The sequence below is a fragment of the Mycobacterium farcinogenes genome (genome assembly GCF_019739075.1).
GTDB classification, from domain to species: domain Bacteria; phylum Actinomycetota; class Actinomycetes; order Mycobacteriales; family Mycobacteriaceae; genus Mycobacterium; species Mycobacterium senegalense.
Genome location: NZ_CP081673.1, coordinates 2,280,600 through 2,305,113, shown reverse-complemented (window position 1 = coordinate 2,305,113; position 24,514 = coordinate 2,280,600). Strand labels below are relative to the sequence as shown.

22 protein-coding genes are annotated in these 24,514 nt (G+C 66.5%); 3 read left to right on the top strand and 19 right to left on the bottom strand.

All coding sequences use genetic code 11. The features are described from left to right. The first annotated feature begins 2 nt into the window (after positions 1-2). The gene (locus tag K6L26_RS10945; protein ID WP_019344209.1) at positions 3-1,280 is read left to right on the top strand and encodes a hypothetical protein; all 1,278 of its coding nucleotides are present in this window, start codon (positions 3-5) and stop codon (positions 1,278-1,280) included. Between the two features lie 8 nt (positions 1,281-1,288). Here the strand turns inward: K6L26_RS10945 and K6L26_RS10940 are convergent, their stop codons facing one another. From K6L26_RS10940 to K6L26_RS10855, 18 genes are all read right to left on the bottom strand, one after another. Next, entirely contained in the window at positions 1,289-3,706 is a 2,418-nt protein-coding gene (locus K6L26_RS10940; RefSeq protein ID WP_085140453.1) for a CaiB/BaiF CoA transferase family protein, read from the bottom strand. A 4-nt stretch (positions 3,707-3,710) separates the two neighbouring features. Beyond that, positions 3,711-4,694, bottom strand: a complete 984-nt coding sequence (locus K6L26_RS10935; RefSeq protein WP_019344207.1) for an enoyl-CoA hydratase/isomerase family protein — start codon at positions 4,692-4,694, stop codon at positions 3,711-3,713. Next, the gene (locus K6L26_RS10930; RefSeq protein WP_085140454.1) at positions 4,687-5,820 is read right to left on the bottom strand and encodes a M24 family metallopeptidase; all 1,134 of its coding nucleotides are present in this window, start codon (positions 5,818-5,820) and stop codon (positions 4,687-4,689) included. The genes K6L26_RS10935 and K6L26_RS10930 overlap by 8 nt, the downstream gene beginning before the upstream one ends. Then, on the bottom strand, positions 5,810-7,078 hold the full coding sequence (locus K6L26_RS10925; protein WP_221853131.1) for a M24 family metallopeptidase: 1,269 nt from the start codon (positions 7,076-7,078) through the stop codon (positions 5,810-5,812). Before K6L26_RS10925 ends, K6L26_RS10930 begins: the two co-directional genes overlap by 11 nt. Beyond that, positions 7,075-8,238, bottom strand: a complete 1,164-nt coding sequence (locus K6L26_RS10920) for an amidohydrolase family protein (RefSeq protein ID WP_019344204.1) — start codon at positions 8,236-8,238, stop codon at positions 7,075-7,077. Before K6L26_RS10920 ends, K6L26_RS10925 begins: the two co-directional genes overlap by 4 nt. Before the next feature lie 30 nt (positions 8,239-8,268). Further along, entirely contained in the window at positions 8,269-9,444 is a 1,176-nt protein-coding gene (locus K6L26_RS10915) for a cytochrome P450 (protein ID WP_275084696.1), read from the bottom strand. 55 nt (positions 9,445-9,499) lie between these two features. Then, positions 9,500-9,694 carry a ferredoxin gene (locus tag K6L26_RS10910; protein WP_019344202.1) on the bottom strand — a complete coding sequence of 65 codons (195 nt, stop codon included), beginning with the start codon at positions 9,692-9,694 and terminating at the stop codon, positions 9,500-9,502. Continuing rightward, positions 9,691-10,356 carry a TetR/AcrR family transcriptional regulator gene (locus K6L26_RS10905; RefSeq protein WP_019344201.1) on the bottom strand — a complete coding sequence of 222 codons (666 nt, stop codon included), beginning with the start codon at positions 10,354-10,356 and terminating at the stop codon, positions 9,691-9,693. Before K6L26_RS10905 ends, K6L26_RS10910 begins: the two co-directional genes overlap by 4 nt. Before the next feature lie 137 nt (positions 10,357-10,493). Then, positions 10,494-11,303, bottom strand: coding sequence for an SDR family NAD(P)-dependent oxidoreductase (locus K6L26_RS10900; RefSeq protein WP_019344200.1), 810 nt, complete (start codon positions 11,301-11,303; stop codon positions 10,494-10,496). Then, positions 11,300-12,136 (bottom strand): alpha/beta fold hydrolase, encoded by an 837-nt coding sequence (locus tag K6L26_RS10895; RefSeq protein WP_221853130.1) that lies wholly within the window; start codon positions 12,134-12,136, stop codon positions 11,300-11,302. Before K6L26_RS10895 ends, K6L26_RS10900 begins: the two co-directional genes overlap by 4 nt. After that, positions 12,133-12,714, bottom strand: a complete 582-nt coding sequence (locus K6L26_RS10890; protein ID WP_221853129.1) for an NADPH-dependent FMN reductase — start codon at positions 12,712-12,714, stop codon at positions 12,133-12,135. The genes K6L26_RS10895 and K6L26_RS10890 overlap by 4 nt, the downstream gene beginning before the upstream one ends. Positions 12,715-12,720: 6 nt before the next feature. After that, entirely contained in the window at positions 12,721-13,707 is a 987-nt protein-coding gene (locus K6L26_RS10885; RefSeq protein ID WP_109789888.1) for a cyclase family protein, read from the bottom strand. A 14-nt stretch (positions 13,708-13,721) separates the two neighbouring features. After that, complete coding sequence (locus tag K6L26_RS10880) at positions 13,722-14,564, bottom strand: coniferyl-alcohol dehydrogenase (protein WP_221853128.1); 843 nt, start codon at positions 14,562-14,564, stop codon at positions 13,722-13,724. Between the two features lie 2 nt (positions 14,565-14,566). Next, positions 14,567-15,874, bottom strand: a complete 1,308-nt coding sequence (locus tag K6L26_RS10875; protein ID WP_221853127.1) for an LLM class flavin-dependent oxidoreductase — start codon at positions 15,872-15,874, stop codon at positions 14,567-14,569. Continuing rightward, positions 15,871-17,667, bottom strand: a complete 1,797-nt coding sequence (locus K6L26_RS10870; RefSeq protein WP_221853126.1) for an FAD-binding protein — start codon at positions 17,665-17,667, stop codon at positions 15,871-15,873. The genes K6L26_RS10875 and K6L26_RS10870 overlap by 4 nt, the downstream gene beginning before the upstream one ends. Continuing rightward, the gene (locus K6L26_RS10865) at positions 17,664-18,587 is read right to left on the bottom strand and encodes a 3-carboxyethylcatechol 2,3-dioxygenase (protein WP_245008719.1); all 924 of its coding nucleotides are present in this window, start codon (positions 18,585-18,587) and stop codon (positions 17,664-17,666) included. The genes K6L26_RS10870 and K6L26_RS10865 overlap by 4 nt, the downstream gene beginning before the upstream one ends. Then, the gene (locus K6L26_RS10860; protein WP_221853124.1) at positions 18,544-20,223 is read right to left on the bottom strand and encodes a bifunctional 3-(3-hydroxy-phenyl)propionate/3-hydroxycinnamic acid hydroxylase; all 1,680 of its coding nucleotides are present in this window, start codon (positions 20,221-20,223) and stop codon (positions 18,544-18,546) included. The genes K6L26_RS10865 and K6L26_RS10860 overlap by 44 nt, the downstream gene beginning before the upstream one ends. Then, positions 20,216-21,130: an alpha/beta fold hydrolase gene (locus K6L26_RS10855; RefSeq protein WP_221853123.1), complete on the bottom strand. Its 915-nt coding sequence runs from the start codon at positions 21,128-21,130 to the stop codon at positions 20,216-20,218. The genes K6L26_RS10860 and K6L26_RS10855 overlap by 8 nt, the downstream gene beginning before the upstream one ends. Before the next feature lie 130 nt (positions 21,131-21,260). Here K6L26_RS10855 and K6L26_RS10850 point away from each other — a divergent pair, with 130 nt between their 5' ends. Next, positions 21,261-21,986: an IclR family transcriptional regulator gene (locus tag K6L26_RS10850; RefSeq protein ID WP_036393167.1), complete on the top strand. Its 726-nt coding sequence runs from the start codon at positions 21,261-21,263 to the stop codon at positions 21,984-21,986. Positions 21,987-21,998: 12 nt separating this feature from the next. Beyond that, positions 21,999-23,624: an FAD-dependent oxidoreductase gene (locus K6L26_RS10845; RefSeq protein WP_064895632.1), complete on the top strand. Its 1,626-nt coding sequence runs from the start codon at positions 21,999-22,001 to the stop codon at positions 23,622-23,624. 11 nt (positions 23,625-23,635) lie between these two features. Here K6L26_RS10845 and meaB read toward each other — a convergent pair whose 3' ends face one another. Then, a complete protein-coding gene (gene meaB / locus K6L26_RS10840) occupies positions 23,636-24,514 on the bottom strand; it encodes a methylmalonyl Co-A mutase-associated GTPase MeaB (RefSeq protein WP_221853122.1) in 879 nt (292 codons plus the stop codon).

Sequence of the window (24,514 nt, the reverse complement as noted above, 5' to 3'; positions counted from 1 at the left end):
AGATGCGACGTTGGGTGAGCGCAGGCGCAACCGGGCTGGAATTCCCGGCCGATCCAGGAACCCTGTTCGGTGCCGGCCCGGAGTTCCTCACCGCCGCCATGCAGGTGTTCGGTGCACTCCCCCGAAGCAACCGGGTCAGCGCGATCACCCGCTTCGAGGAGTGCGGCGGTGGCAGCACCGGACGCAAAGCGCTACTGGATGTGGAATATGCGCACCCGGAGATCGGCTTGCCCACAGAGCTGTTCGTCAAATTCTCCCGCGACTTCGACAATCCCCGCCGCGACCGGGGCAAGTCACAGATGGAGCTCGAGGTGGCGTTCGGCGTGTTGTCGGCCGGTTGCCCGCTGCCTGTCACCGTACCTGTGTGCCTGTTCGCCGACTACGATCGCGAATCGGCCACCGGGATGCTGCTGACCGAGCGGATCTCGTTCGGACAAGCCGGTATCGAACCGCACTACGACAAATGCCTGGACTACCGGATGCCCGACGCGCTCGGTCACTATCGGGCCTTGCTCAGCTCGGTCGCCCGGCTGGCCGGTGCGCACCGGGCCGGTGCGCTCCCCGCCGCGGCGACCGATCAATTCCGGTACGACGCCGCCAAGGTGGCCGTCGGCCGCCGCATCCACCGCTCTGCCGATGAGTTCACCGCACAGGTCCACCGGCTGGTCGAATTCGCGGGCCGTTACCCCGCTCTGCTACCGCCCGCCGTCGCGGATCCCGGATTCGTCACCAGGATGCTCGCCGACGTCGGCCGGATTGCCGCCGCTGAGGATGCCATCATGGCCAGACTGCATTCCACCGGCGACCAGGTGGCGCTGTGCCATTGGAACGCCAACGTGGACAATGCCTGGTTCTGGACCGACCCGGACGGACGCCTGGATTGCGGTCTCATGGACTGGGGCTGTGTCAGTGTGATGAACGTGGCGATGGCGCTGTGGGGCTCGCTGTGCAGCGCCGAGACGGAGCTCTGGAGGCAGCACACCGACGAGCTGCTCACCCATTTCACCGCCGAGTACCGCGGCGCCGGTGGTCCCGACCTCGACCTCGGCACGCTACGAACACAAGTCATGCTGTACGCCGCGGTGATGGGAGTGACCTGGCTGCTCGACGCGCCCGCTCATCTGCAAGCTGTGTTGCCCGACCAGAGCATCGACCGCACGGATCGGTGCGTAGCCGACCATGAAGCTGTTCGGTCCCCGCTTTTGATGCTGAGCAACGTTCTCCACCTTTGGGACACCGAAGATTTCGGAGCGCTCCTCGACGAGTTCGGGCAGAGCTGAGCCTCGCCTCAGCGCGCCGCCTTACGACGCCCGCCCACTCCCGGTTCGGTGCCGATCACACCGTCCTCGACCAGTGCGGCGATCTCCCCGTCGGACAATCCCAATTCCGTCAACAATTCGTGGTTGTGCTCGCCCAGCAGCGGTGCCGGCTGACGGTGCAACGCCCGTGGTCCGTTGGCCAGCGACACCGGAAGCGTGCTGTGCGGTGCGGCGTTGTTCACCGGGTGCCCGACGTGTTCGAAGAACTGCCGGAACCGCAACTGCGCCAAGTCCAACTGCCGGTGCGGCTGCATGACCTTCGCCACCGGAACACCGGCCGGCCACAAGGTTTCGACGATCTCGTCGCCACTGCGCGGCAGACACCACTCCGCCAGTTTCTCGTCGATCAGATCGTGGTGGGTTCGGCGCCCGTCGGCGGAATCCAGCTCCGGATCGGTCGCCCATTCCGGCTGGCCGAGCGCCGTACAAAGGGCTGTCCACTGGGAATCGGAGCTGACGGCGATGGCCACCCAGCTGTCGGCGCGGCCGAACTCGTCGATGTCGGCGCACTGGTAGAAGTTCTGCGGCGCCGCGGCCGGACCACGGTTGCCGTCGCGTTGCAGCAATGCCCCGTAGGCCGAATACTCGATGACCTGTTCGGCCGCGATGTTCAGTGCGGCGTCGACCATCGCAGCCTCGACGAGCACGCCCTGCCCGGTGCGGCGGCGATGCTCGAGCGCCAGCATCAGCCCCGACAGCGCGTGTATCCCGGCATTGGGGTCGCCGATCGAATAGGGCTCGAACGGGGCGCGATCCGGGTAGCCGGTGAGCCAACTCAACCCGGACGAGTCCTCGATGATGTAGGCGAATGCCGGATTGTCGCGCCACGGCCCGTCGAGTCCGAATCCGGGCATCCGGACCATGATGATGTCTTCGCGCAATTCCCGTAGCGAGTCGAAGTCGAGCCCGATCTGTTCGATCACCCTGGGCGTGAAATTCTCCACCACCACATCGCAGGTGGCGATCAGCCGGCGCAACAAATCCCGGCCCTGCTCGGTCTGGAAGTCCAGGGTGAGGCTCTTCTTGTTGGTGTTGAGTGCACTGAAGATCGGTGATCGCTCCCACCACTGCTCCACACTGGCCGGGATGCCGGCGATCAACCGGGTGCCGTCCGGGCGTGGAGTCGACTCCAGGTGGATCACCTCGGCGCCGAGCATGCCCAGCAGATGGGTGCATGACGGCCCAGCCCAGAACGTCGTCATGTCGAGCACCCGTAATCCGCTGAACGGCAGGCGGTCCCCGCCCGGCCTACCGGCGGGCAAGTCGCGTGGGCTCCACGCGGCGGCCTCGATCTCACCGGTGTGCTCTCCCAGGCGGGGTGCGCGCGACGCCGCCCGCAGGGTCACCCCGGAGAACCGGTACGGCAGTGCCGGCTGGGTGAATCCGTGCTGCGGGTTTCGGACGAACGCCTGCCGTTGCACGAAATGGTCCATGGCGGTGAGATTCTCCCCGTTGCCCACCGGCGAGTTGGGGATCCGGAACGCCCCGGCAAGCTCGCGCACGTCGTCCGCACGTTGCTCGCGCAGCCAGGCGTACAACTCGTCGGCGTGCAGGTTCGCCTGCTCGGTGATCGTCAGCTCGGAGGCTTCGTCGATCCACTCGTCATGACCCGACATCGCGCACAGATCCCACCACTGCTGGGCGGTGCCGCAGCCGAGTGCCACCAGACCGTCGGCCGCTTCGGCAATACCGGGGACCGTGGGTTTGCGCTCGGTGCGCCACGGCCGGCCCAACATCTCGAAATAGGTGACCGGGTAATACGTCAGGCCCAGCACCTGAGCCTCCAGTGCCGAGAGATCCACCAGTTCGCCGTGACCGTCCCGGATCGCCCGGGCCCGGAACGCCAGCGTCATCGCTGCCGCGTACGCACCGGCCAGCCACTCACCCACTTGACCACCGATCGACACCGGCGCCCGGTCCTGCACACCCCGGCCGATCCCGATCGCGCCACCCGACCAGGCCTGCAGGGTGAACTCGGTGGCGGGCCGGTCACTCCACGGCCCGTCCAAACCGAACGGCGTGATGGTGGTGACGATCAGGTGCGGATGCCGACGGAACAGTTCCTCGGGTGCGACCGCCTGAGCGACGGCCGATTCCGGAGACCAGACCACGGCGTCGGCCGCCGCCGCCAACCGGTCCACCAGCTGCGTGTCACCCGGCTCGACGACCACACTGCGTTTACCACCGGCCAGGAAGGCGAACAGGGCGCCGTCCCGATCCCGTCCGATGTGTGCACCCGAGGCCGACCACCGGCGCAACGGATCGCCTTCGGGAGCTTCGACTTTGATCACGTCGGCGCCGCCGTCGGCCAGGATCTTCGTGGCGTATGCGCCGGCGATCCCGCTGGAGAGGTCGATGACGGTGTAGCCGTCAAGTGGTGAGCTCATCTGCCTATTCGGATTTCGCCCGGTTCTTCTTGGACAGCCGGAACTCGGGCGGGAACTTGCTGTCGTTGTCGTTCACCGCGGCCGACAGTCCGGAATCGATGGATTCGAACATGTCCAGGTCGTCGTCACTGTCGTTGGCCACCCCGTTGCCCATCGACTCGAAGAACGCGCTCAGCAGGCTGCCCATGTACTCGCCCTGCTGTTGTTTGAAGATCTCGAAGAACATCTTCTGCTGGAAAACGGTGTCCACCGGCCGGTTCCGAGCGCACGCCAGGGCGTACTTCTGCGTCTCGGCTTCCAGCTGGTCGCGGGCAACCACCTTGTTCAAGAAGTTGCAGTCGTACATCTCCGCGGCGGTGAAGGGCCGCCCGGTGAAGACCATCTCCTGGAATTTGCGCAAGCCCATCATCTGCACCCAGGTCCACATCCGGGGGCCCCAGCCGTGGTACCGGAACGACGGATGACCGAACAGGGCGTCGTCGGAGGAGATCACCAGGTCCGCATCGGCGCACTGGTAGAAGTGCCAGCCGTAGCAGTAGCCCTTGGCCTCCACGATGCTGATCTTCTTGAAGTCCTGCAGCGCCCGATTGCCGGCCTGAGAGTTGGCGTACCAGGAGCTGATCGTGGCTCCGTTACGGAACGTGCCCTTGGGCGGGTACGTCACCTCGCCTACTCCGTCGTCCTCCAGGCGCAACTCGGCCAGCCGCGCTGCCGGATTGTCGTTGCCCTCCATGAACTCCGGCAGGTCCGCACCGCTGCCCAGGTTGTCCCCGACGCCTCGGATGATCACCACCTTCACATCGTTGTCGGCGTTGGCCGCCCGCAGCACGTCGGCGTAGCGCAGCCGGGCCATCGACGTCGGCGCGTTGAGGAATTCCGGCCGGTTGAAGGTGATGGTGGCGATCTTGGTCTTGGGATCCTTGTCGTAGAGGATGATCTCCTCCGGGGTGGGCCGCTCCGCGGCAGTGGGCTGGAGTCGCTCAGGCATGTGCCGCCTCACTGTCTGTTGGGGTCTGGGTGAGTACCTCGGGTCCGTCCGCGCCGACGACGACGGCGTCGCGGGTGAACACCGCGCCGAGGTCCGGCTCCCAGACATAACCCGTGACGGCGAGCACCATGCCCTCTTCGAGAATGTCGGACTCAGCCGTCGACCGAAGGTTCTGCGACACCACCGGCGGGTCGAAACCCAATCCGAGTCCGTGGGCCACCGGCATCGCCGGGAGCGGTTCGCCGGCCTGCTCGTAGGCGTCCAGCAGTGCGCTGGTCGGGTTGCCGGGACGGCAGGCCTCAACCATCCTGTCCCACAGCTCGTCCCGACGTCGATACAGTGAGCGCACCGCATCCGTGGGATCGCCGACATGGAGAGTGCGGGCGACCTCGGCGACGTAGCCGTCGGCCAGCACACCTGCCGACAAAGCCACCAGATCACCCTCACCCACTCGTCCGTCGCCACCGGCACGGCGCCAAGGATGGTCCTTCGAGGTAACCCATGCGGCGTCCTGGGTCGCGGGGGTACTCACCCCGCCGGCCGCTTCAGCCTCCAATATCGTCCCGGCGAGGCGCTTCTCAGTGGTTCCCGGAGCCAACTCGGCCGCCCCTCTCGCCAGTGCCTGCTCGGCGACAGCCAGCGCCCGTCGCAGCGCGAGGATCTCCTCCGGAGTCTTCACGCGACGTGCGGCGCGCATCGCCTGCTCGGCGTCGACCAGTTCCGCATTCGGGAAGGCCATCGGCAGCAGTTTGGCGAATGTCGGTGTCAGAGCGTCGGTTCCGACCCGTCGTGCGGTATCGGTGCCCTTGATGTTCTGCAGCACACCGATCAGGGTCATCGGATTCCACGCCAGGCCGTACAGGTTTTCGTGCGGGATCTCCTCGGGTATCCCCTCGTCCCACGTGCTGTTCAGATGGATCTCTCCGGTCGCGCGGACGAACGTGCAGATCGGCCCGAACGGCCGGGTGCCGACCACCCACAGCTGCGGAGCTCCGGAGATGTACCGGACGTTGGCCTGCCTGCCGAGGACCAGCACATCGAGGTCATGGGCCTCCATCTGCGCGATGGCGCGTTCCCGACGGCTGACGCGCAGGGCCCGGCCGTCGGCCTCGATTTCAGTTCCCACGGGCCACCTCATAGGGGTCGTACGGATATGCGGTCAGCGGCATCCAGCCGCCCTCGGTGACCACCACGATCTCCTCGCCGCGGTAGCCGCCGGTGCCGTCCTCCCAGACCACGGGTTCGAACACCAGCAACATGCCTTCGGGGAAGACGAAGTTGTCGTCCCACTCCTGTCCGAGATCGGTTCCGATCATCGGCATTTCAGCCGCGCTGGTACCGATGCCGTGGCCCAGATAGAAGTGCGGGAGCCACGGTTTCCGGCCGCCGGCGGCTTCGGTTGCCGCCCGGCCCAGATCGCCACAGGTGGCACCGGCCTTGGTTACCGCCAACACCGCGTCGACGATCCGGCTCCACTTGTCGAACTGCTTCTGCTGGGCCGGGGTCGGGTCCTGACCGACGATCCAGGTCCGGCCGTGGTCGGAGCAGTACCCGTGGTAGGCGATGGACACGTCGGTCCACAGCACATCCCCCTGCTGCAGTTCACGCTCGGTCGTCAACAGGGGCAGGGCGAGATCACCGGTGGTGGTCCAGGCGCCCTCGGCCTTCGATGCGGGCATGGCCTGCCAGATCGAGTCGAACATGTTCGTGGTGGCACCGAGTTCGAAAGTACGACGGACGAATTCGGCAGACAGATCGATCTGCCGAACGCCGGGCACCACCGACTTGTGGATCTCGGCGATCGCCTCCTCGGTGATCCGGCAGGCTCGCCGAATGCACGCGATCTGGTCGATCGTCTTGACGATCTTCGCCGCACCGATCACCGGCGCGGCATCCACCGGCGCGTTGGGGAACAGCGCGCCGCCGGCCAGCCGCATCGCCCCGGTCAGCTCATCGGTCGCGATCGTCGCCCCGGCGGGCACCAAACTGGCCAGGACCCTTGCGAATTCCGTGACACCTTCGTCGAACTCGAGATACACCGGTCCGTGCAGATGGTCATCTGGCAGCCCGGTTTCCATAGCCGCACCCTCGCGGAACGGCAGGAACAGGTGCGGGTACTCGTCGTCGGCCAGCACGACCGCGACCGGCCGCTCGACGTGCGACAGGCCCGCGTCGGCCAGCGGCCAGGCGATGCCGGTGGCGTACATGACGTTGCTGTTGCCGAGCAGGACGAGCGCATCAACGCCCTGATCAGTCATCGCCGCGTGCAGACGCGCACCGACCTCTGCGCGCATCCGGTCGAGGTCGGGCTCGTCTGGAATGTCGAGCGGGGTAAAACCGGTTCGGGCGATCTGGGTGACTCCTGGGTGAGTGAGAGCGCTCATAGAAGGCCCAGGAACTTCTGGATGTTGGTGGACACGATCTTGGTGGCGTCCTGCGGACCGACCGCCTCGACAACCGTGGCCAGTGACTTCTCCGAGTACCCGAAGGTGCTCTCGTTGTGCGGGTAGTCGCTGGACCACATCACGTTGTCGACGCCGATCTGGTCGATCAGGCGCAGCCCCAACGGATCGACCATGAACGAGGCTGACATGTGCTTGTCCCAGTAGTGCCGGACATCGTGTTGCAGTTCGTGATTGAACATGTGCCGGTAGGAGGCCAGCATGTGCTCGGCGTCCTGCAGCGCGGTGGGCACCCAGGCGATGCCGCCCTCGAACCAGCCGATCTTCAGCTTCGGATGCCGATCCAGGATGCCGGAGAACACGTATTTGGCGAACTGCTCACGGAACGAGTCGACGTTGACCATCATGCCGACCACGACGCTGTTGTTCTCGCACGGAGTCTTCGGTGGGGTCTCGCCGATGTGGTGGCTGACCGGTATTCCGGATGCCTCGATCTCGTCCCAGACCGCGTCCATCGCGGTGCTGCCGTAGTCGTAGATGTTGCCCTCGTCGTCCTTGCCCGGGTTCAGCGGCAGCAGGAATGTCTTGAGCCCGAGCGACTTCAGTTCTTCCAGGGTGCTGCGCGCTCCCTTCGGGTCCCACCAGTTGATCAGCCCGACACCGTAGAAGTGCCCGCCGGACTGCTCCTGCAGAGCGGCGATGTGCTCGTTGTAGATCCGGAACACCCGCTCGCGCAACGCCTTGTCCGGGTAGTGGAACAGGGCCAGCACCGCGTTGGGGAACGCCAGTTCCTTGTCGATGCCGTCCTCTTTGAGCTCGCGGACTCGCGCGGCGATGTTGTTGGACGCAGCGCCGGCCAGGTCGTCGTACTGCATCAGCACCCGCCCGAAATCGCCTCCGGTCCAGGCCTTGCCCTTCATGCCGACCATGTAGGCGCCGTCCTCGTACCAGATGCGCGGGGCGGCTCCCTTGAGCTCCTCGGGGAAACGCTCGTAGAAGATGTCGTCGGCTACCGAAATGTGGTTGTCGGCAGAGAAGATCTCGGTGCCCGTCGGCAACCCGAGGTCACCGGTGGCATGGCCCTTGCGGTTCTTCGGCGCACCGAAGCCCTCGGGCGGATAGAGGGTCGTCGAAGCAGTCATGTGGTACTCCAATCGGGCTGTGGGCTGAGGTCACCAGGTGACGGGGAGTTCGTAGACGCCGTAGGCGAGCCGGTCATGCTTGAACGGCACCTCGTCGAGCGGGATCGCCAGGCGCAGGGTCGGGATCCGGCGCAGCAGGGTGTGGAAGACGATCTGCAGTTCGGCACGCGCGAGCTGCTGACCGACGCACTGGTGCCTGCCGTAGCCGAAGCCCAGTTGCTGGCTGGCGTCGCGGCTGAGGTCGAGCTTGTCGGGCTCCGGGTAGGCCTTCGCATCCCAGTTGGCCGGGGACAGATCGATGATGACGCCGTCACCGGCGCGAATGGTCTCGCCGCCGATCTCGATGTCTTCCAGCGCCACCCGGCGCTGGCCGGTCTGGATGATGGACAGATAGCGCATCAGTTCCTCTACCGCGTTGGCGATGACCTTCGGATCCTCGGCATTTCGCAGGAAGTCGGCCTGCTCCGGGTTCTCCAGCAGGGCCAGGATGCCGATGCCGATCATGTTGGCCGTGGTCTCGTGCCCGGCGATCAACAGACCGGTGCCCAGCTGCGCGGCTTCCTTGACGCTGATCTCCCCCGCGGTCACGCGCTCGGCCAGATCGGACACGGCGTCCTCAGACGGATTGGCCTGCTTCTCCTCTACCAGGTTGACCAGGTACTGATGCAGGCTCATCGCACCCTTCTGCATGGCGTCCGCCGCGGCGTAACGGGCCAGGCCGGCGTTCGCGTGCTCCTGGAAGAACTCGTGGTCTTCGTAAGGCACACCGAGCATCTCGCTGATCACCACGGTGGGCACCGGCAAGGCCAGCTTGGCCACCAGGTCAGCCGGCTGTGGACCGGCCAGGATCTCGTCGATGCACTCGTCGGTGATCTTCTGGATGGCCGTGCGCAAGCCCTCGACACGGCGGAACGTGAACGGCTTGGACAACATCCGGCGGAACCGGGTGTGCTCCTCGGCATCGGAGGTGAATACCGAGCGGGGCCGCTTGTCGACGGTGGAGAGCATGTGCTCGTTCCAGTGCGGGAAACCGTCGATCCGGTCGTCCACGCTGATCCGGGAGTCCGCGAACAGCGTGCGGGCCTCTTCGTGGCCGGTGATCAACCACGGGGTGCTGCCGTTCCAGATCTTCACGCGGAAAAGGCCTTTGGGGTTGCCCAGCATGGGTGCCGGCGGGGCGAACGGGCACGCCGGCGCCCGCTCCATCGGGTATTCGGGGATGTCTACTTCGGTCACGGTTTCGGACACGTTATTCCTCGGGTCAGTCTTGGATCTCGATGGCTAGGGCTGGGCAGGCCGCCGCGGCGCGGCGGGCGTTGTCTGTGTGGTCCGGGCCGGGTTCTGGCTCGAGCAGGACGACGACACCGTCCTCGTCGCGCTGGTCGAACACCTCGCCGGCGTTGAGTACGCACTGGCCCGACGACACGCACTTGTCCTGGTTGACAGTGACTTTCATATGAGGTCGCTTTCTTGAGTAACCGGCGCCATCCACAGGCCGACGATCGCGTCGATCAATCCCGACGCCGCGCCCTGCCAGGACGCCCGCGGCACATTGCCGCCCTGGGCCATCGCGCGCTCCCGGTCGGCGCAGCTGTGCATCAGCAGGTTGCGCGCCATGATGTTGCGTTCGGCGCGGACCTCGGCGGGCAGCTCCGGCAGGCAGTTGTTCATCCCCTCGATGACCTGCACCAGCGATGGCGAACTCAGTGCATCGCGGACCACGATGTTGTGGTAGGCCGGATCGGTCATCACCTGCGCGGCGAACCGTGCGTACCAGGTCGGGTTGCCCAGCGCGGCAAGGTGATCGGTGAGTGGCTGCACCAGGCAGGACACCCAGTCGCGCAGACTTGCCGAGTCCCCGGTATCGGCCACCATCTGCTCACGCAGACACTCGATCGGCCCGCGGTGCTTGTGCTCGATCGCGCGGACCAGGTCGGTCTTGGTACCGAAGTGGTAGCCGACAGCGGCGTTGTTGCCCTGCCCGGCCGCCTCACTCACCTGACGGTTGGACACCGCGAACACGCCGTGTTCGGCATACAGCCGCTCAGCCGCCTTGAGGATCGCCTCCTGGGTAGTGGTCGCCCGGTCGGCACGGGCGGTCCGGTTGGCTGCTGTCACCGTTACAGTCAACGCCGCTCCTGTAATTAAGTCAAGCAGTTGATTTAATCTGGCCGCACGGTCCGAGACCGGCGTTGAGATTGCGGCCACGGTCGCGGTTCGGCGCCTGTACGCAATCTCATTCGGTCAGCTCGGACCTATTTGGCCTTCCGGACGATGACCTTGCCCGCGACCGTGCCGCCGTCGATCGGCAGCACGGTTCCGGTCACATACCGCGAGCGGTCGGTGGCGAAGTAGAGCGCCGCCTCGGCGACGTCCTCGACCGTGCCCTCCCGCTTGAGCGGCCGGTCGTTGCGCATCTGCGCGCGAATCCCGGCCTCGAACTCTTCGATGCGTTCGCGCTCCTCGGGCGACGCCGACTTGGCCACGATCGCCGTACGGATGTTGCCGGGCGCGATGGCGTTGACCCGGATCTCGTAGTGGGCCAATTCGATCGCCGCGGACTTGGTGAACTGGATGACCGCGGCTTTGGACGCGCGGTACGTCATCACGCCGCCGCCGGCCTGGATACCGCCGATAGAGGTCAGATTGAGAATCGAACCGCCGCCGTGCTCGGACATGTACCGTGCGGCATCACGGGTTCCGGCCATGACGGCACGGACGTTGACCCGCATCACCGTGTCGAAATCAGCGAGGTCGTCGTCCATGAACCGCCGGTGCATCCGGCCCGATACCCCGGCGTTGTTGACCATGACGTCCAGGCCGCCGAAGGTCTCGACCGCAGTCGACACCAAGCGACCCACCTGTTCGATTTCGCCTACGTCGGTGAACAGGAACCGCGCATTCTCGCCGAGTTCGTCGGCCAGGGCCTTGCCCCGCTGTTCGTCGATGTCGCCGATCACCACCTGCGCGCCCTCGGCGGCGAACCGGCGTACCAATCCCTCACCGAGCCCTGATGCACCGCCGGTCACCACCGTGACTTTTCCGGCCAGCTCGTTGCCTGTCATTGCACCTCTTTCAGGAATTCCAGCAATACCGCCGTCAGCGCGGCGGGCTGTTCGATCTGCGGGCAGTGCCCGGCACCGGCGATCACCGCACTGCGGGCACCGGCGATCTGGCCGGCGATTTCGGCGGCCCAACCGGACGGCAGCAGCTTGTCACGATCCCCCTCGATGATCATGGTCGGCACCCCGATGCGGTCATATGCCCGTTGCGCCGACGGCATCGCCGGCGCGTCCAGGCCGGGCCGCCGAAACCGGGCCGCGGCCAAACTTTCCCAGGCCCCCGGCGCGATGCTGGACTCGTATCGCCGCTGCACATATGTCTCGTCGGCCGGATAGGCCGGATCGGCGAACAGCGCGGTGACGATGCGTCGCATCCCGTCTGGCGTGGCGTCGTAGTCGTACAACGCCGCGGAATGCTCGTTGCGCTGGATCTCCCCTCCGCCGCAGATCGCGGTGAGTGAGCGCATCCGGAGCCGAGGGGTATCCGAGGTGGCGTCGACCAGAAGGTTGATCGCGCCCATCGAGTTGCCCACGAAATGCGCTGAGTCAACGCCGAGTTCGGCGCAGAACCGCGCGATATGCCGGATCCGCATGCCGCGACCGTCGTTGAAGTCGACAACCTTGGCGCTCTCACCGAAACCCAGCATGTCCGGGGCCAGCACCCGGTAATGCTCGGCCAACTCGCCGATGACGCGCTCCCAACCCAATTCGGCACCGGCGCCGAACTCGCCGCCGTGCAGCAGGACGACGGGGTCACCCTGTCCGGCTTCCAGGTAACTGGTGGCCAGGCCGTTGACGTCGATGGTCTTGCGTGCGAACGTACGCTGCGCCGTCATCGCGCGGCCCCGTCGGCCCGACCGAAATTCAGCAGCTGCGTCGCCAGCATCTCGAGTTGACCGCGGACCGTGGCATCGGCCAATTCACCTGTCTCAGACCAGATCTTGTCCGCGGAGTTGATTGCCACCCCCAGCGGGGTAGGCCAGGCCCGCAACGCATGCCCGATAGAGCGCAGCTGCCCCAGCGTTCCGACGGCGGCCTGCCAGCCGTACGCGCAGCTGATGCAGCCCCACGGGGTGTTGTCCAGGTAGACGCGCGGGTCTTCGCGAAGATCCTCGATGTAGTCCAGCGCGTTCTTGACCAGACCGGAGATCGCACCGTGATAGCCGGGTGAGCCCACCACGACAGCGTCGGCGTCGCGCAGCGCGGAGACGAACTCCAGCGCCGCCGGTGTGCGCTCCAGTGAATGTGGCGCATACATGGGCAACTCCAAGTCGGGCCCCGCGAACATCCGCGTTCGGCCGCCTTGGCGTTCCACTGATTTCAGGCAGTACCGCACGGCGCGCTCGGTCGAGGAGTCGGCACGCAGCGTGCCGCCGAGCCCGACCACGAACGGCACCTTCTCAGTCGACGTCATCTGTCCTCACTTGATCGCAATGGGATTCACCGGCGAACCGACGGCACCGGTGACCCGCAGCGGCGGCGCGACGAGCTGGAACTCGTAGACACCGTCGGCCGCGCAGTCTGCAGCCAGTGCGCCCAGGTCCCAGTACTCACCGAACATCAGGCCCATGTCCCGCAGACACAACATGTGCATCGGCAGGAACGTGCCCTCGACGCCGTTGGCCGGGTCTGGATCCTCCACCATCAGGTTGTCTGCCGCGACGGCCGCGACCTGGTGGTCATGCAACCACGACGCGCAACGCCAATCCAGACCTGATCCGGGCTCCGCCCCATCGCCGTTGGCCGAAAACCGGGTCCACCAACCGGTGTGGACCAGCACGATGTCGCCGGGGGTGATGCTGACGCCTTGCGCGTGTGCGACGTCATCCAATTCGCCGGGCGTGATCGGGTTGCCCGGCTCGAGGAACTGTTCGACGCCGCGGTGGCGCACGACATCCAACAGCACCCCGCGTGAGGTGATGCCCTTGACGTCCACCTTGTCGATACCGCAGTGGAACGCACCGAAGCTCGTGACCGAATCGGCCGGAAAGCCGTTGTAGAGCTTGTCCTCGTAATACACGTGTGACAACGCATCCCACTGGGTGGCGGCCTGCAACGGCATGACGATCATGTCGTCGTTGAAGCGAAAAGGGTTGTCCACGAAGAATCCGCTGACCTCGTGGGCCACCGAGTTACGCAGCCACTGGGGGCCGTACTGCGCCAGCGTATTCGCGTCCCCGCCGTCCACCGTCATCACATGCGTCGGATTCTGCCGGAACTGGAACGCCCCCTGTGGCCCGGCAGAGGAGAAGTCGACACCGAGTGCGAACACCTTGCCGTGCTTGGCCAACGATGCGCCTTCGGCGATCTTCTCAGCGGTGATCAGGTTCAGCGTGCCGAGTTCGTCGGCATCACCCCAGCGGCCCCAGTTGCGCACATCGTCGGCGACCTTACGGAAGTCGCGCATCGTCCCGGCCAAGCTCAGCTCCTCTGATCGGTGTCTGCGGTGCCCGCTACAGCTTCGACCAGGGCGGCCTCCCGCTGGGCCAGAATGCCGCCATCGGCCCAGATCACCTGCCCGGTCACGTAACTGGCGGCCGGGCTGCCAAGGAAGGCCAGCACCGACGCCTGCTCGGCGGCCTCCGAGTTGCGACCCAGCGGGGTGGTGAACGAATCGAGGTACTGCTGGCCGTAAGCCGCGCGCAGCTGCTCGAGAATGGGTGTTTCGGTGACGCCGGGTGCGGTGCAGTTGATCCGGATCCCTCGGGCACCGAGATCTGCGACCCGGTACATCCCGTAGAGAATCGTGGCCTCCTTGGACAACCGGTAGCCACCGTCGGCCAATGCCTCGGGATGATCCGCGCACCACTGCAACCCCTCGTCGACCGACCGGCTGTGAATCAGTCCTGCAGTGGTGGAACGGTTTTCGCGGTACCCCGAGGCCGCCAGTGACGCCACCGACGTGATGGAACCGCCCGCCGGAATCTTGCGCTCCAGCGCTTCGGTGAACTGCCGGGTGCCCAGGAAGTTGATCCGGACCACCAGCAGCGGATTCCCGATGCCCGAGGACACCCCGGCGACGTTGAACAAGGCGTCCACCGGACCGTCGACCGCGCCGATGGCACGGTCGACGGACTCCGGGTCGGCCAGGTCGAGTTCGACGAACTCATCGGGAAGGTGGTCGGGTGGCCGGAGGTCCAGACCGGTCACCCGGGCACCGAGTTCGCCCAGCGCAATGGTGAGAACGGCGCCGATGCCCGACCCACAGCCGGTGACCACAACGTGTTTGCCGTCGTAGCGCACCAACTCGTCCAGTGCGGCCACAGTCAGCCGGCAGTCTCGCGGGCAGACTTCTCCGCCTGGGCGGCCTTGACCCGACCCTCGTTGATCTCGGCCATCGCCTCGGGGATCTCACCGGCGGTGAATTTGTCGCGACCGGTGGGCAGACCGCCGAAGGCGTAGGTCTCGTCGAACAGCGGGGCGTCGGACGGACGCCGACGCGACTCCACTTTCTCGATCACCGGTTCCAGGCGCTTGGCTTTGTCCGCGGCTGCCTTCGCGTCCCGCTCGATGAACTCGGGCAAGATCTCCTTACCCATGATCTCGATCGATTCCATGGTGCCCTCGTGGCTGCGCGGGTTGAGCAGCAGGATGATCTCGTCGACGCCGCTGGCCTCGTAACCGCGTAGGAACTCGCGCACGGTGTCGGGCGATCCGATGGCGCCCCGGCCGGGGCCGTAAGCCAGCGTCGGATCTTCCTTGACAGCCTGCTCGTAACGCTCCCACACCTTGGTTCGGCCGGGCGTGTGCATGCCGGTCAGGTAGTAGTGCATGATGCCGAACGAGAAGAAGCCGCCGCCGATTCCGAGGCGTTTGAGTGCCTCCTGGTCTGACTTCGCCACCATCATCGACAGGTCGCCGCCGATGGCCAGGATGTTGGGGTTGACAGCCGGGGTGACGGGAGCACCCTGCTCTTCGAATTCCTTGTAGTAGCCGTCAACCCGCTCCTTGAGCGCCTCGGGTCCGGTGTAGGCGAAGCTCAGCGCACCGATGGCTTTCTGGGCCGCCATCTGTACCGAGGACGGGCGGGTGCAGGCCACCCAGACCGGCGGGTGCGGGCTCTGCAGCGGCTTGGGGATCACGTTGCGTGCCGGCAACTCGACGTGCTCACCCTTGAATCCGGTGAACGGGGCCTCGGTCATGCAGCGGATCGAAACCTCGAGGGCTTCTTCCCACATCGTGCGCTTGTCGGCCGGGTCGATGTTGAACCCGCCCAGTTCGGCGACCGAGGAACCCTCACCGGTGCCGAACTCCACCCGGCCATTGGACAGGTGGTCGAGCGTGGCGACGCGCTCGGCGATACGGGCCGGATGGTTGATCGGCGGCGGCAGGTGCATCACTCCGAAGCCGAGCCGAATGTCCTTGGTGCGCTGGCTCGCCGCGGCCAGGAACATCTCCGGGGCGGTGGCGTGGCAGTACTCCTCCAGGAAGTGATGCTCGGTGAGCCAGACGGTGGAGAAACCGGCCTTGTCGGCGGCCTCCACTTCATCCAGCCCGTCCTGGAACATCTGGTGCTCGTCATCGTCGGACCACGGCCGCGGCAGCGCGAACTCGTAGAACAGCGAAATCTTCATCGGTTTCCTCCTGAGGGGTTACTCACGGTGTCCTGGATCTGTTGGTCGGCCGGTGGTGCGACGTGTTGCGCGACAGACTTTTCGGCTTGGGCGATATGCCTGGCCGCCACATACCCGAACGTCATCGCGGGTCCGATGGTCGCGCCCGCACCGGCGTAGCTGCGGCCCATGACCGCCGCCGAGACGTTGCCCACCGCGTAGAGCCCGTCCACGACGGACTCGTCGGCGCGCAGCACCCGAGCGTGTTCGTCGGTACGCAAGCCGCCCGAGGTGCCCAGGTCCCCGAGGATGATCTGGAAGGCGTAGTACGGCGGCTTGCCCAGCGGACGCAGATTGGGGTTGGGCAGCGTCGGGTCCCCGTAGTAGTTGTCGTATGCACTGTCACCACGGTTGAAGTCGTCGTCGTGCCCGCTGTGCGCCAGCCGGTTGAACCGCTCGGCGGTGGCGCGCAGATTCTCGGCAGGTACGCCGATCTTGCCTGCCAGCTCCTCCCAGCTGTGGGCCTCGACCACCACTCCGGAATCCAGCCAGGCCCGAGGGACTTTGCGCCCGGTGGGCACCGGGGCGAACGGGATCTTCGGGATGGGCAGATGCCCGGCCACCACGTACCGGTGGAACGAGTCGATGTCGGTGACCAACCAGCACGGGATGTGGTCGACTCCGGACTGCTGCCCTTTGATCATCGCGTGGGCGAAATCCATGTATGGTGCCGCCTCGTTGATGAATCGCTTGCCCTCGCCGTTGACCACGAACTGCGACGGCATCATCCGCTCGTTGAGCATGAACTGCAGCCGGCCGTCCGGCCAGCAGATCGCCGGGAACCACCATGCCTCGTCGAGAAGTTCGGTGGCACCGCCCACTTTCTCGCCCGCCCGGATTCCGTCACCGGTGGCTGCGGGATTGCCGAAGCTCCAGTCCTTTTCCAGGACCGGCAGGTGCTCCTTGCGCCACGCCATGTCGTGGTCGAACCCGCCTGAGGCCAGGATCACGCCCCCGGTGGCCCGGATTCTGACATCGTGCCCGTCCCGTTCTACGACGGCGCCGAGCACCTCGCCATCCGGTCCGGTGATCAGCGAGGTCATCGGCGCATCCAGCCACAGGGGGATGTCGTGCTGCTTGAGCGCCAACCGCATCCGGGCAGCCAGCGACTGGCCGATGGCGGCCATGCGATCGCCGAATACCCGGGCGCGCACCATCCGCCAGATCAGCTTCAACAGCACCGCTTTGCCGCGCCAGTTCTGCCGGATCTGGTAGAAGAGGCGAAGATCCTTGGGTGCGAACCAGATTCCCTTGGGCGCCAGGGCCAGCGGGGCGAGCAGTTCCTGCTCGTGCTCGCCGAGCTTGCGCAGGTCGATGGCCGGGACATTGATCGTGCTGCCCTGGGCCGAGCCACCCGGGAGCTCCGGGTAGTAGTCGGCATAGCCTGGCTTCCAGACGAACTCGAACCAATCGCTGTTGCGCTCGAGGAAGTCCATCATCTCCGGTGCGGCCTCGACGTACTTGCGCAGCCGGGCATCGCTGACTGTGCCCTCGGTGATCTGTTTGAGGTAGTCGAACACGCCGTCCGGTGACGGCACATAACCGGCTCGACGCTGCGACGGCGCCCCCGGTACCCAGATCCCTCCGCCCGAAAGGGCAGTAGATCCGCCGAAATGCGACGACTTTTCGACCACGAGGGTCCTCAGCCCGGCCGCGTCGGCGGTCAGGGCCGCCGTCATGCCGCCGCCCCCGGAACCGACGACGAGCACGTCCACCGTTTCGTCGAAGGGGTGTGCACTGGTGTCTGAAGTCATGCTGAGATTCCTACCGCCGTCCTGATTGCGAATCCTGCGATCAATTCCGGTGCCGCCCGGTAGAAGTGGTTCTCCGTCCGATACGGGCCGTTGGCTGCCAGCGCTGCGAAGGCGGCCACCCAGGTACGGATCTCGTGGGCCGAGTTGCCTCCTTCACCGGCGATGAAAGTGTTGGACCAGCCGTCCAGTTCAGCGAGCCGGCCCTGGTCGAGGATCTCCAGCAGGCTGTGGTCCCATTCGGGGTTCAGGGGCCGCAGCGGACTGTCACCGTGGGCGAAGTCGTGCGCGGCCTGGCTTACCGCGGTCTGCCGGGCCATGCGCTGCTCGGCCGTCATCGGCACCCCGTGCACGATGCGGTCCAGCGCCGCCGGCGGCGCGGTGGCCAGCGTCGGCACCGGCGGGTCATGCGACAGCCCACCAGAACCCAGAACCAATACCCGTTTGTCGAGGGTGGCCAGGTAGGCACCGACGGCCGCCCCGAGAGCGCGGGACCGCGACAGCGGGCCCAGCGGGGTGGCAACGGAATTGATGAAGATCGGCACGATGGGCCGCGCGGTCGCCTCGCCGAACAACTCCTGCAGCGGCTGCACGGTGCCGTGGTCGACGTCCATGCTGGTGGAGATCGCGACGTCCACGCCGGACTCCCACACCGCCTGTGCGCACTCCTGGGCGATGTCACCGGCGACGTTGAGCGCACCGTCGTGCGTCCCGTAGTCCCCCACTCCGGATGCGGCGGTGCCGATGCAGAACGGGGGCATCAGTCGATAGAAGAATCCGTTGTAGTGGTCGGGCGAGAACGTGACGACCAGCTCGGGGTCGTAGTCGGCGGCGAACTCCCGCGCCCGACCGACCGCCGCTCTGATCTCGCCGAGGAGCTCAACCGACGGTCCCGGAAGATTCAGCAGTGGGCTGTGGGACATACAGCACAGGGCTACTGGCACCTTTGGCACCTCCTTCCGCCACATGAAGTACGTCGAACAGAGCCTCGCTCAGTTCCGGGGCACGCTGAGCGATGTCGGCCCCGGCGATGCAGCGATCCGGGCGCAGCACCAGCACGGATTCGGCGTGCACGTCGAACCAGGATTTCAGGGCACCGGTGCGGTCGCCGACGATCACCACAGAGCCGTCGTCGTGGTCGGCGTCGTGCCCGGTCCAGAACAGCTGAGTCTGGGGCCGGGCCGCAATGAACTTCGCCCCCAGTGCTTTCCAGCGCGCATACGCCTGCTCACCGAGTAACGCGCGCGGATTGTTGTTCCAGCACAGCACCGCGAAGTTCAGCCCGATCACGTCGTCGAGCAGCACGTTCGACTGCTCGCGGGTGTCCACCCGCGGCTGAATGAACAACGTGCCCGCGGGTGCGTCCGGCGTCGGCGCCTTCGAGTGGTAGACCGCGCCCTGGTCATAGCGCGGCATGGGCTTGAACCGCATCTCCAGCACATAGCGCTTGAGCGCCGGAACCACTGAAGCACCGCGAATCAGTTTGTCCCGCAGGACCGCGATCTTGCGGTTGGTCGGGGATATCACCCGACCCACCAACGTGGACAGGTCGATCATGGCTCGGGCATGCTTGCGGCGCTCGGTGTCGTAGCTGTCCAGCAGTGCGTCGCCGGCCTGGCCGTTGACCACCGCGGCCAGCTTCCAGCCGAGGTTCGCCGCGTCGCGAATGCCGCTGTTGTAGCCCTGGCCCTGCCATACCGGCATCAGATGCGCGGCGTCGCCGGCCAGTAGGAACCGGCCCTTGCGGAAGTTGCCGGCGATGCGGGAATGGTGGGTGTAGACCCGGCGCCGGATCACGTCGACCTTGTCCGGGTGCGGCACGAACGGGGCCAGCAGCCGGGCCACGAACTCGGGATCTTCAGCCTGCTCATCGGTTTCGTCGGCGTGGATCATGAACTCGAACCGGCGGATGCCGTGCGCGATCGAGATCGAGGCATACGGCCGGTCCGGGTCCGCGCCGACCTCGCTGTTCGGGTGTCCCAGCGGGTCATTGGCCAGGTCGACCACCACCCATCGGGTCGAAGACGTGGTGCCGTCGAACGACACTCCCATCAAATGACGGGTGGCGCTGCGCCCGCCGTCGCATCCCACCACGTAGCGCGCCCGCACCGCGGGTACGTCAGGCCCGAACTCGACCGTCACCGCATCAGCGGTCTCGACCGCCGACTCCATGCGGCGGCCCCAAGCCACCTGAACATGTTCGAATCGGTCCAGCCCGGCCAGAAGTTGTGCATCGACCAGGGGCTGGACGAAACCGTTGCGCTTGGGCCAGCCGAATCGTGCGTCGGGAGGCGCCATTTCGGCCAGCAGCCGGCGATTGCCGTCGTAGAACCGAAGGATCTGGTTGGGCACCGTGTGCGGGAGGATCGCCTCGACCAGACCGATCGACTGGAAGGTGCGCAGCGATTCGTCATCGAGCCCGACCCCGCGGGGATAGTCGATGAGGGTGTCACGCTCCTCCACCACCAGCGTCCGGACGCCCTGGATACCAAGCACATTCGCCAGTGTCAGGCCGACCGGCCCGGCACCGACGATCACGACATCGACGTCGTCAGCCACGGTCGCGCCCCAGCAGGAAGTCCAGGTGCAGGCGGTTGAACGTCTCAGGGTCTTCGTACTGCGGCCAGTGCCCGCAATCCGGCATCACCTCGAACCGGGCGCCGGGAATCATCGACGCGATCCGCCGGCCCTCGCTGACGTCGGCGGTCGGGTCATCGCTCGTCCACAACACCAATGTCGGCGCGGTGATCGATCCGTATTCCTTGGGTCCCAGCAGGTTCCGTGCGCGGATCTCCGGATCTTGCAGCGCCATGATGTCGCTCATCGCGGCGACGAAACCGGGCTGGCGGTACACCGCCTGGCGGCTCGCCACGATGTCGTCGTAATCCTTCGACTTATCGGCCATCAGCCACTTGATCCGGGCCTGCACAGTCTCCCAGCTGGGGTTCTCCGCGGCTGCCATCGACAGCGTGATGATCCGCTTCATCACTTCGGGGTCGGCCTGCGAACCGCCGGCGGTGTTGAGCACCAGCCGGTCCACCCGGTCCGGGTGATCGGCGGCAGCCCGCGCGGCCACCCAGCCGCCCAGCGATTCCCCCGAGATGTGGGCGCGTTGCGCGCCGATCGTGTCGAGGAAGCCGATCAGGTGATCGACGTAGTGCGCGACCTCCAGCGGATGGCCCGGCTTGTCGGTGTAGCCGTGCCCGAGCATGTCGATCGACCAGGTCGAGAAGTGCTCGGCATGGGATTCCAGATTGCGCACGTAGGCCTCGGCATGCCCGCCGGACCCGTGCAGCAGTACCAGCGCGGGCAGCTGCGGATCACCGGCATGCAGGTAGCGGGTGCGGATGCCACCCACATCGATGTAGCCCTGCGAGAACGCCACGCCCTGCAGGTCAGCCCAGACGCTTTCGTGTTCGGTGGCCGAGACGGATCCGGATGCCGGCCCGGCGGCAGTGCTTGTCATGGTCCCCTCTCCGGAGGTAGCGAGAATGTTATTCTCCAAATTTGTAAGCACTTTGCTCATATAGCGCACATCTGCGTGCATTATTATCAGAGCATCACTCTCGGGGTGCTATCTGTCAAGGAGGAGCGCTATGGCGGCCAAGGCAAGCCAGCCGCAGACACAATCGAAGCCCGATGGCACTCCCACCGGTGCGCCCGGATCACAAACGCTGGCAAGGGGTTTGAGCGCGCTGGCCGCCATTGCCGCGGCGCCGGCCGGTCTCACCGTTCAGCAGGTCGCCGACCACGTCGGGGCCCATCGCACGATCGCCTACCGGTTGCTGGCCACCCTGAGCCAGTTCCGTTATGTGACAAAGGGTGAGGACGGCCGCTACCGGCCCGGTGCAGGACTGGCCGCGCTCGGCGCGTCCTTCGACAACAACATGCGGGCGCTCAGCGTCCCGACCCTGCGCGCACTCGCCGACGAACTCGGCAGCACCGTCTCCCTGCTGGTGGCCGAAGGCGACCAACAGGTGGCGGTGGCGGTCATCGTGCCGACGCAGGTGTTCTACCAACTGTCTTTTCACGAGGGCAGCCGTCACCCCCTGGACCGCGGTGCGGCCGGGGTGGCCTTGCTGGCGAGCATGCCGCCGCGTCCCGGCGAACGCGAGCTGGTCCGCCAAACCCGTGAACAGGGTTGGGTGATCACCCACGGCGAGATCGAACCCGACACCTATGGCCTGGCGGTTCCCGTGCGCCGGCGCCTGGCCTCACCGCCCACCTGCATCAATCTCATCTCGCACCGCGAAGACGTCGTGCTGGGCGGCAAGGACGCGGTCGTCCGGGCGGCAAACGAACTATCGGCCATCCTGTACTGAAAGGGAAAGACAGTGACCCGTACCGAATTCGATTGGGACGACGAGGTCGACGTCGTCGTACTGGGCAGCGGCGGCGCCGGTCTCACCGCGGCCCTGACCGCGTCGGTCAACGGCGCATCGGTCGCGATCTACGAGAAGGCACCGACTGTCGGCGGCACCACCGCCGTCTCCGGCGGCATCGTGTGGATCCCGGCCCACGACCGCAGCGCCGACGGGCCGCTGCCGGTCTCGGACGCGATCGATTATCTGCAGGCCCAGTCGCTGGGCTACATGGACGCCGATCTGGTCGACACCTTCGTGCGGACCGGCCCGGCGATGCTCGACTTCGTCGAGGAAAACAGTGAGTTGCGATTCGCCGTAGCCGAGGGCTTTCCGGACTACAAGCCCGAACTCCCCGGCGGGCGGCCCGGTGGCGGTCGTTCGCTGAGCGCCGGGCCGGTGGATCTGGCCAGGCTCGGCGCCTGGAAGGACCGGATCACCTCCTTCCCAGCCGATTTCAGCAACGTCGGCATCGACGCCGAAACCCGGGCGCGGATTCACGCCGTGTACGACGATCCCGATGCCGACCTGTGTGTCGCCGGTACCGCGCTGATCGCCGGTCTGCTGCGCGGCCTGCTCGATCGCGGCATCCAGCCGGTCACCGAGGCCCGGGCGATCGAGCTGATCAGCGATGACACCGGCATCACCGGGGTGCGCCTCAGTGTGGACGGCACCAACGTGACCGTGCGGGCCCGCAGCGGTGTCGTCCTGGCCACCGGCGGATTCGAATGGGACGCCACGCTGGTCGAGGCCTACCTGCGCGGGCCGATGCGCGGTGCCGTGTCACCGCCGAACAACACCGGCGACGGCCTGCGGATGGCCATGGCCCACGGCGCCGACCTGGCGAACATGGGTGAAGCGTGGTGGGTTCCGATCGTGCAGATACCCGGCGACACCATCGACGGTCATCCGCGCAGCCGCAGCGTCCGGCTGGAACGTACCCGTCCGCGCAGCGTCATCGTCAACCGTGCGGGCAAACGCTTCCTCAACGAGGCCGGCGAGTACAACTCGATGGCAGGCGCCTTTCAGTATCTCGACCCAAAGACCGGCTATGCCAACGATCCGGCCTGGATCGTGTTCGACTCCGTGCACCTTCAGCGCTATGGCTTCCTCGGTGTGGAGCCGGGCGACGCGGTGCCGGACTGGTTCTGCGAATCGGCCAGCCTGGCCGAGCTGGGCGCCAAGACCGGCATCGACGCCGCTGGCCTCGCCGAAACCCTGAATCGCTGGAACGACAACGTCTCCCGTGAGGTGGACCCGGACTTCGGTCGCGGGTCGAGTGCGTACGACGGGTACTGGGGCGACAATTCGGCGCCCACCCCGGCACTTCAGACCCTGGGCCCGCTCGACACCGCGCCGTTCTACGCCGTACCCGTCAAGATCGGCGCGATGGGCACCAAGGGCGGTCCCCGCACCGACCGCGACGGCCGTGTCTTGCACGTCACGGGCAGCCCGATCCCCGGCTTGTTCGCCGCGGGCAATGCCATGGGTGGAGTGACCGGGAAAGCCTACGGCGGAGCCGGCGGCACCCTCGGCCCGGCGATGGTGTTCGGCTACCGAAGCGGCTATGCGGCGGCGACGGGGAAGTCGGTGAGTTGACGGGTCACGAGCTACCCGGCTGAGCCCGCGATCAATTTCGCGGCCGCACTGTACGGGTCGGTGGTGCCGTCGGCCACCGCGGCGGCGAGCCCGTCCAACTCACCGTGATTGCGCAACAAGGTCTGCGCCAGTGACAGGATCTGCGTCCGTGCCCGGGCGCTGCGGCGGTCAGCCGTGTCGGCCCGATGGTGGGCGTCGATGGCCTCCACCAGCTCGGCCAGCCCCTCGCCTTGGGCCGCAACGAGTTTGAGCACCGGAACACTGGCCTCGGCCCGCAGGTCACGGGCGGTCTGATCGGCACCTTCGCGGTCGGCCTTGTTCACCACCACCAGATCGGCGACCTCCAGCAGCCCGGCCTTGGCCGCCTGGACGGCGTCCCCCGCACCGGGATTGAGGATCACCACCGTCGGATCCGCGATCGCGGCGATCTCGATCTCGGACTGCCCCACGCCGACCGTCTCCAATACGATCAGGTCATACGACAACGCGGCCAGCAGCCGGATCGCCGCCGGGACCGCGGCAGCCAATCCACCCAGATGGCCACGGGTGGCCACCGAGCGGATCAACACGTCGGGATCGTTGATGTGGGCGGCCATCCGGATCCGGTCCCCGAGCAGCGCGCCACCGCTGTACGGCGACGACGGATCCACCGCGAGCACGGCGACCCGCAGGCCGCGCTCGCGGTACGCACCCACCAGTGCGCCGACCGTCGTCGACTTGCCCGCCCCGGGTGGCCCGGTGATCCCGATGACGCGCGGCGAGGCCGGGCCGAGGACCGCGAGAACGTCGTCGCGACGGTCGCTTTCGACCAGACTCAACAACCGGCCGACGGCACGCTGGGATCCGCCGCGGCCCGCGGTGATGAGTTCTTCGATGTTGTGCTTCGTCAT

Bases quoted from the DNA above. Each gene is read 5' to 3' on its own strand.
- K6L26_RS10945 (WP_019344209.1), top strand. From the start codon at position 3: ATGCGACGTTGGGTGAGCGCAGGCGCAACCGGGCTGGAATTCCCGGCC.
- K6L26_RS10940 (WP_085140453.1), bottom strand. From the start codon at position 3,706: ATGAGCTCACCACTTGACGGCTACACCGTCATCGACCTCTCCAGCGGG.
- K6L26_RS10935 (WP_019344207.1), bottom strand. From the start codon at position 4,694: ATGCCTGAGCGACTCCAGCCCACTGCCGCGGAGCGGCCCACCCCGGAG.
- K6L26_RS10925 (WP_221853131.1), bottom strand. From the start codon at position 7,078: ATGAGCGCTCTCACTCACCCAGGAGTCACCCAGATCGCCCGAACCGGT.
- K6L26_RS10920 (WP_019344204.1), bottom strand. From the start codon at position 8,238: ATGACTGCTTCGACGACCCTCTATCCGCCCGAGGGCTTCGGTGCGCCG.
- K6L26_RS10915 (WP_275084696.1), bottom strand. From the start codon at position 9,444: ATGGAGCGGGCGCCGGCGTGCCCGTTCGCCCCGCCGGCACCCATGCTG.
- K6L26_RS10910 (WP_019344202.1), bottom strand. From the start codon at position 9,694: ATGAAAGTCACTGTCAACCAGGACAAGTGCGTGTCGTCGGGCCAGTGC.
- K6L26_RS10900 (WP_019344200.1), bottom strand. From the start codon at position 11,303: ATGACAGGCAACGAGCTGGCCGGAAAAGTCACGGTGGTGACCGGCGGT.
- K6L26_RS10895 (WP_221853130.1), bottom strand. From the start codon at position 12,136: ATGACGGCGCAGCGTACGTTCGCACGCAAGACCATCGACGTCAACGGC.
- K6L26_RS10890 (WP_221853129.1), bottom strand. From the start codon at position 12,714: ATGACGTCGACTGAGAAGGTGCCGTTCGTGGTCGGGCTCGGCGGCACG.
- K6L26_RS10885 (WP_109789888.1), bottom strand. From the start codon at position 13,707: ATGCGCGACTTCCGTAAGGTCGCCGACGATGTGCGCAACTGGGGCCGC.
- K6L26_RS10875 (WP_221853127.1), bottom strand. From the start codon at position 15,874: ATGAAGATTTCGCTGTTCTACGAGTTCGCGCTGCCGCGGCCGTGGTCC.
- K6L26_RS10870 (WP_221853126.1), bottom strand. From the start codon at position 17,667: ATGACTTCAGACACCAGTGCACACCCCTTCGACGAAACGGTGGACGTG.
- K6L26_RS10865 (WP_245008719.1), bottom strand. From the start codon at position 18,587: ATGTCCCACAGCCCACTGCTGAATCTTCCGGGACCGTCGGTTGAGCTC.
- K6L26_RS10855 (WP_221853123.1), bottom strand. From the start codon at position 21,130: ATGACAAGCACTGCCGCCGGGCCGGCATCCGGATCCGTCTCGGCCACC.
- K6L26_RS10850 (WP_036393167.1), top strand. From the start codon at position 21,261: ATGGCGGCCAAGGCAAGCCAGCCGCAGACACAATCGAAGCCCGATGGC.
- meaB (WP_221853122.1), bottom strand. From the start codon at position 24,514: ATGACGAAGCACAACATCGAAGAACTCATCACCGCGGGCCGCGGCGGA.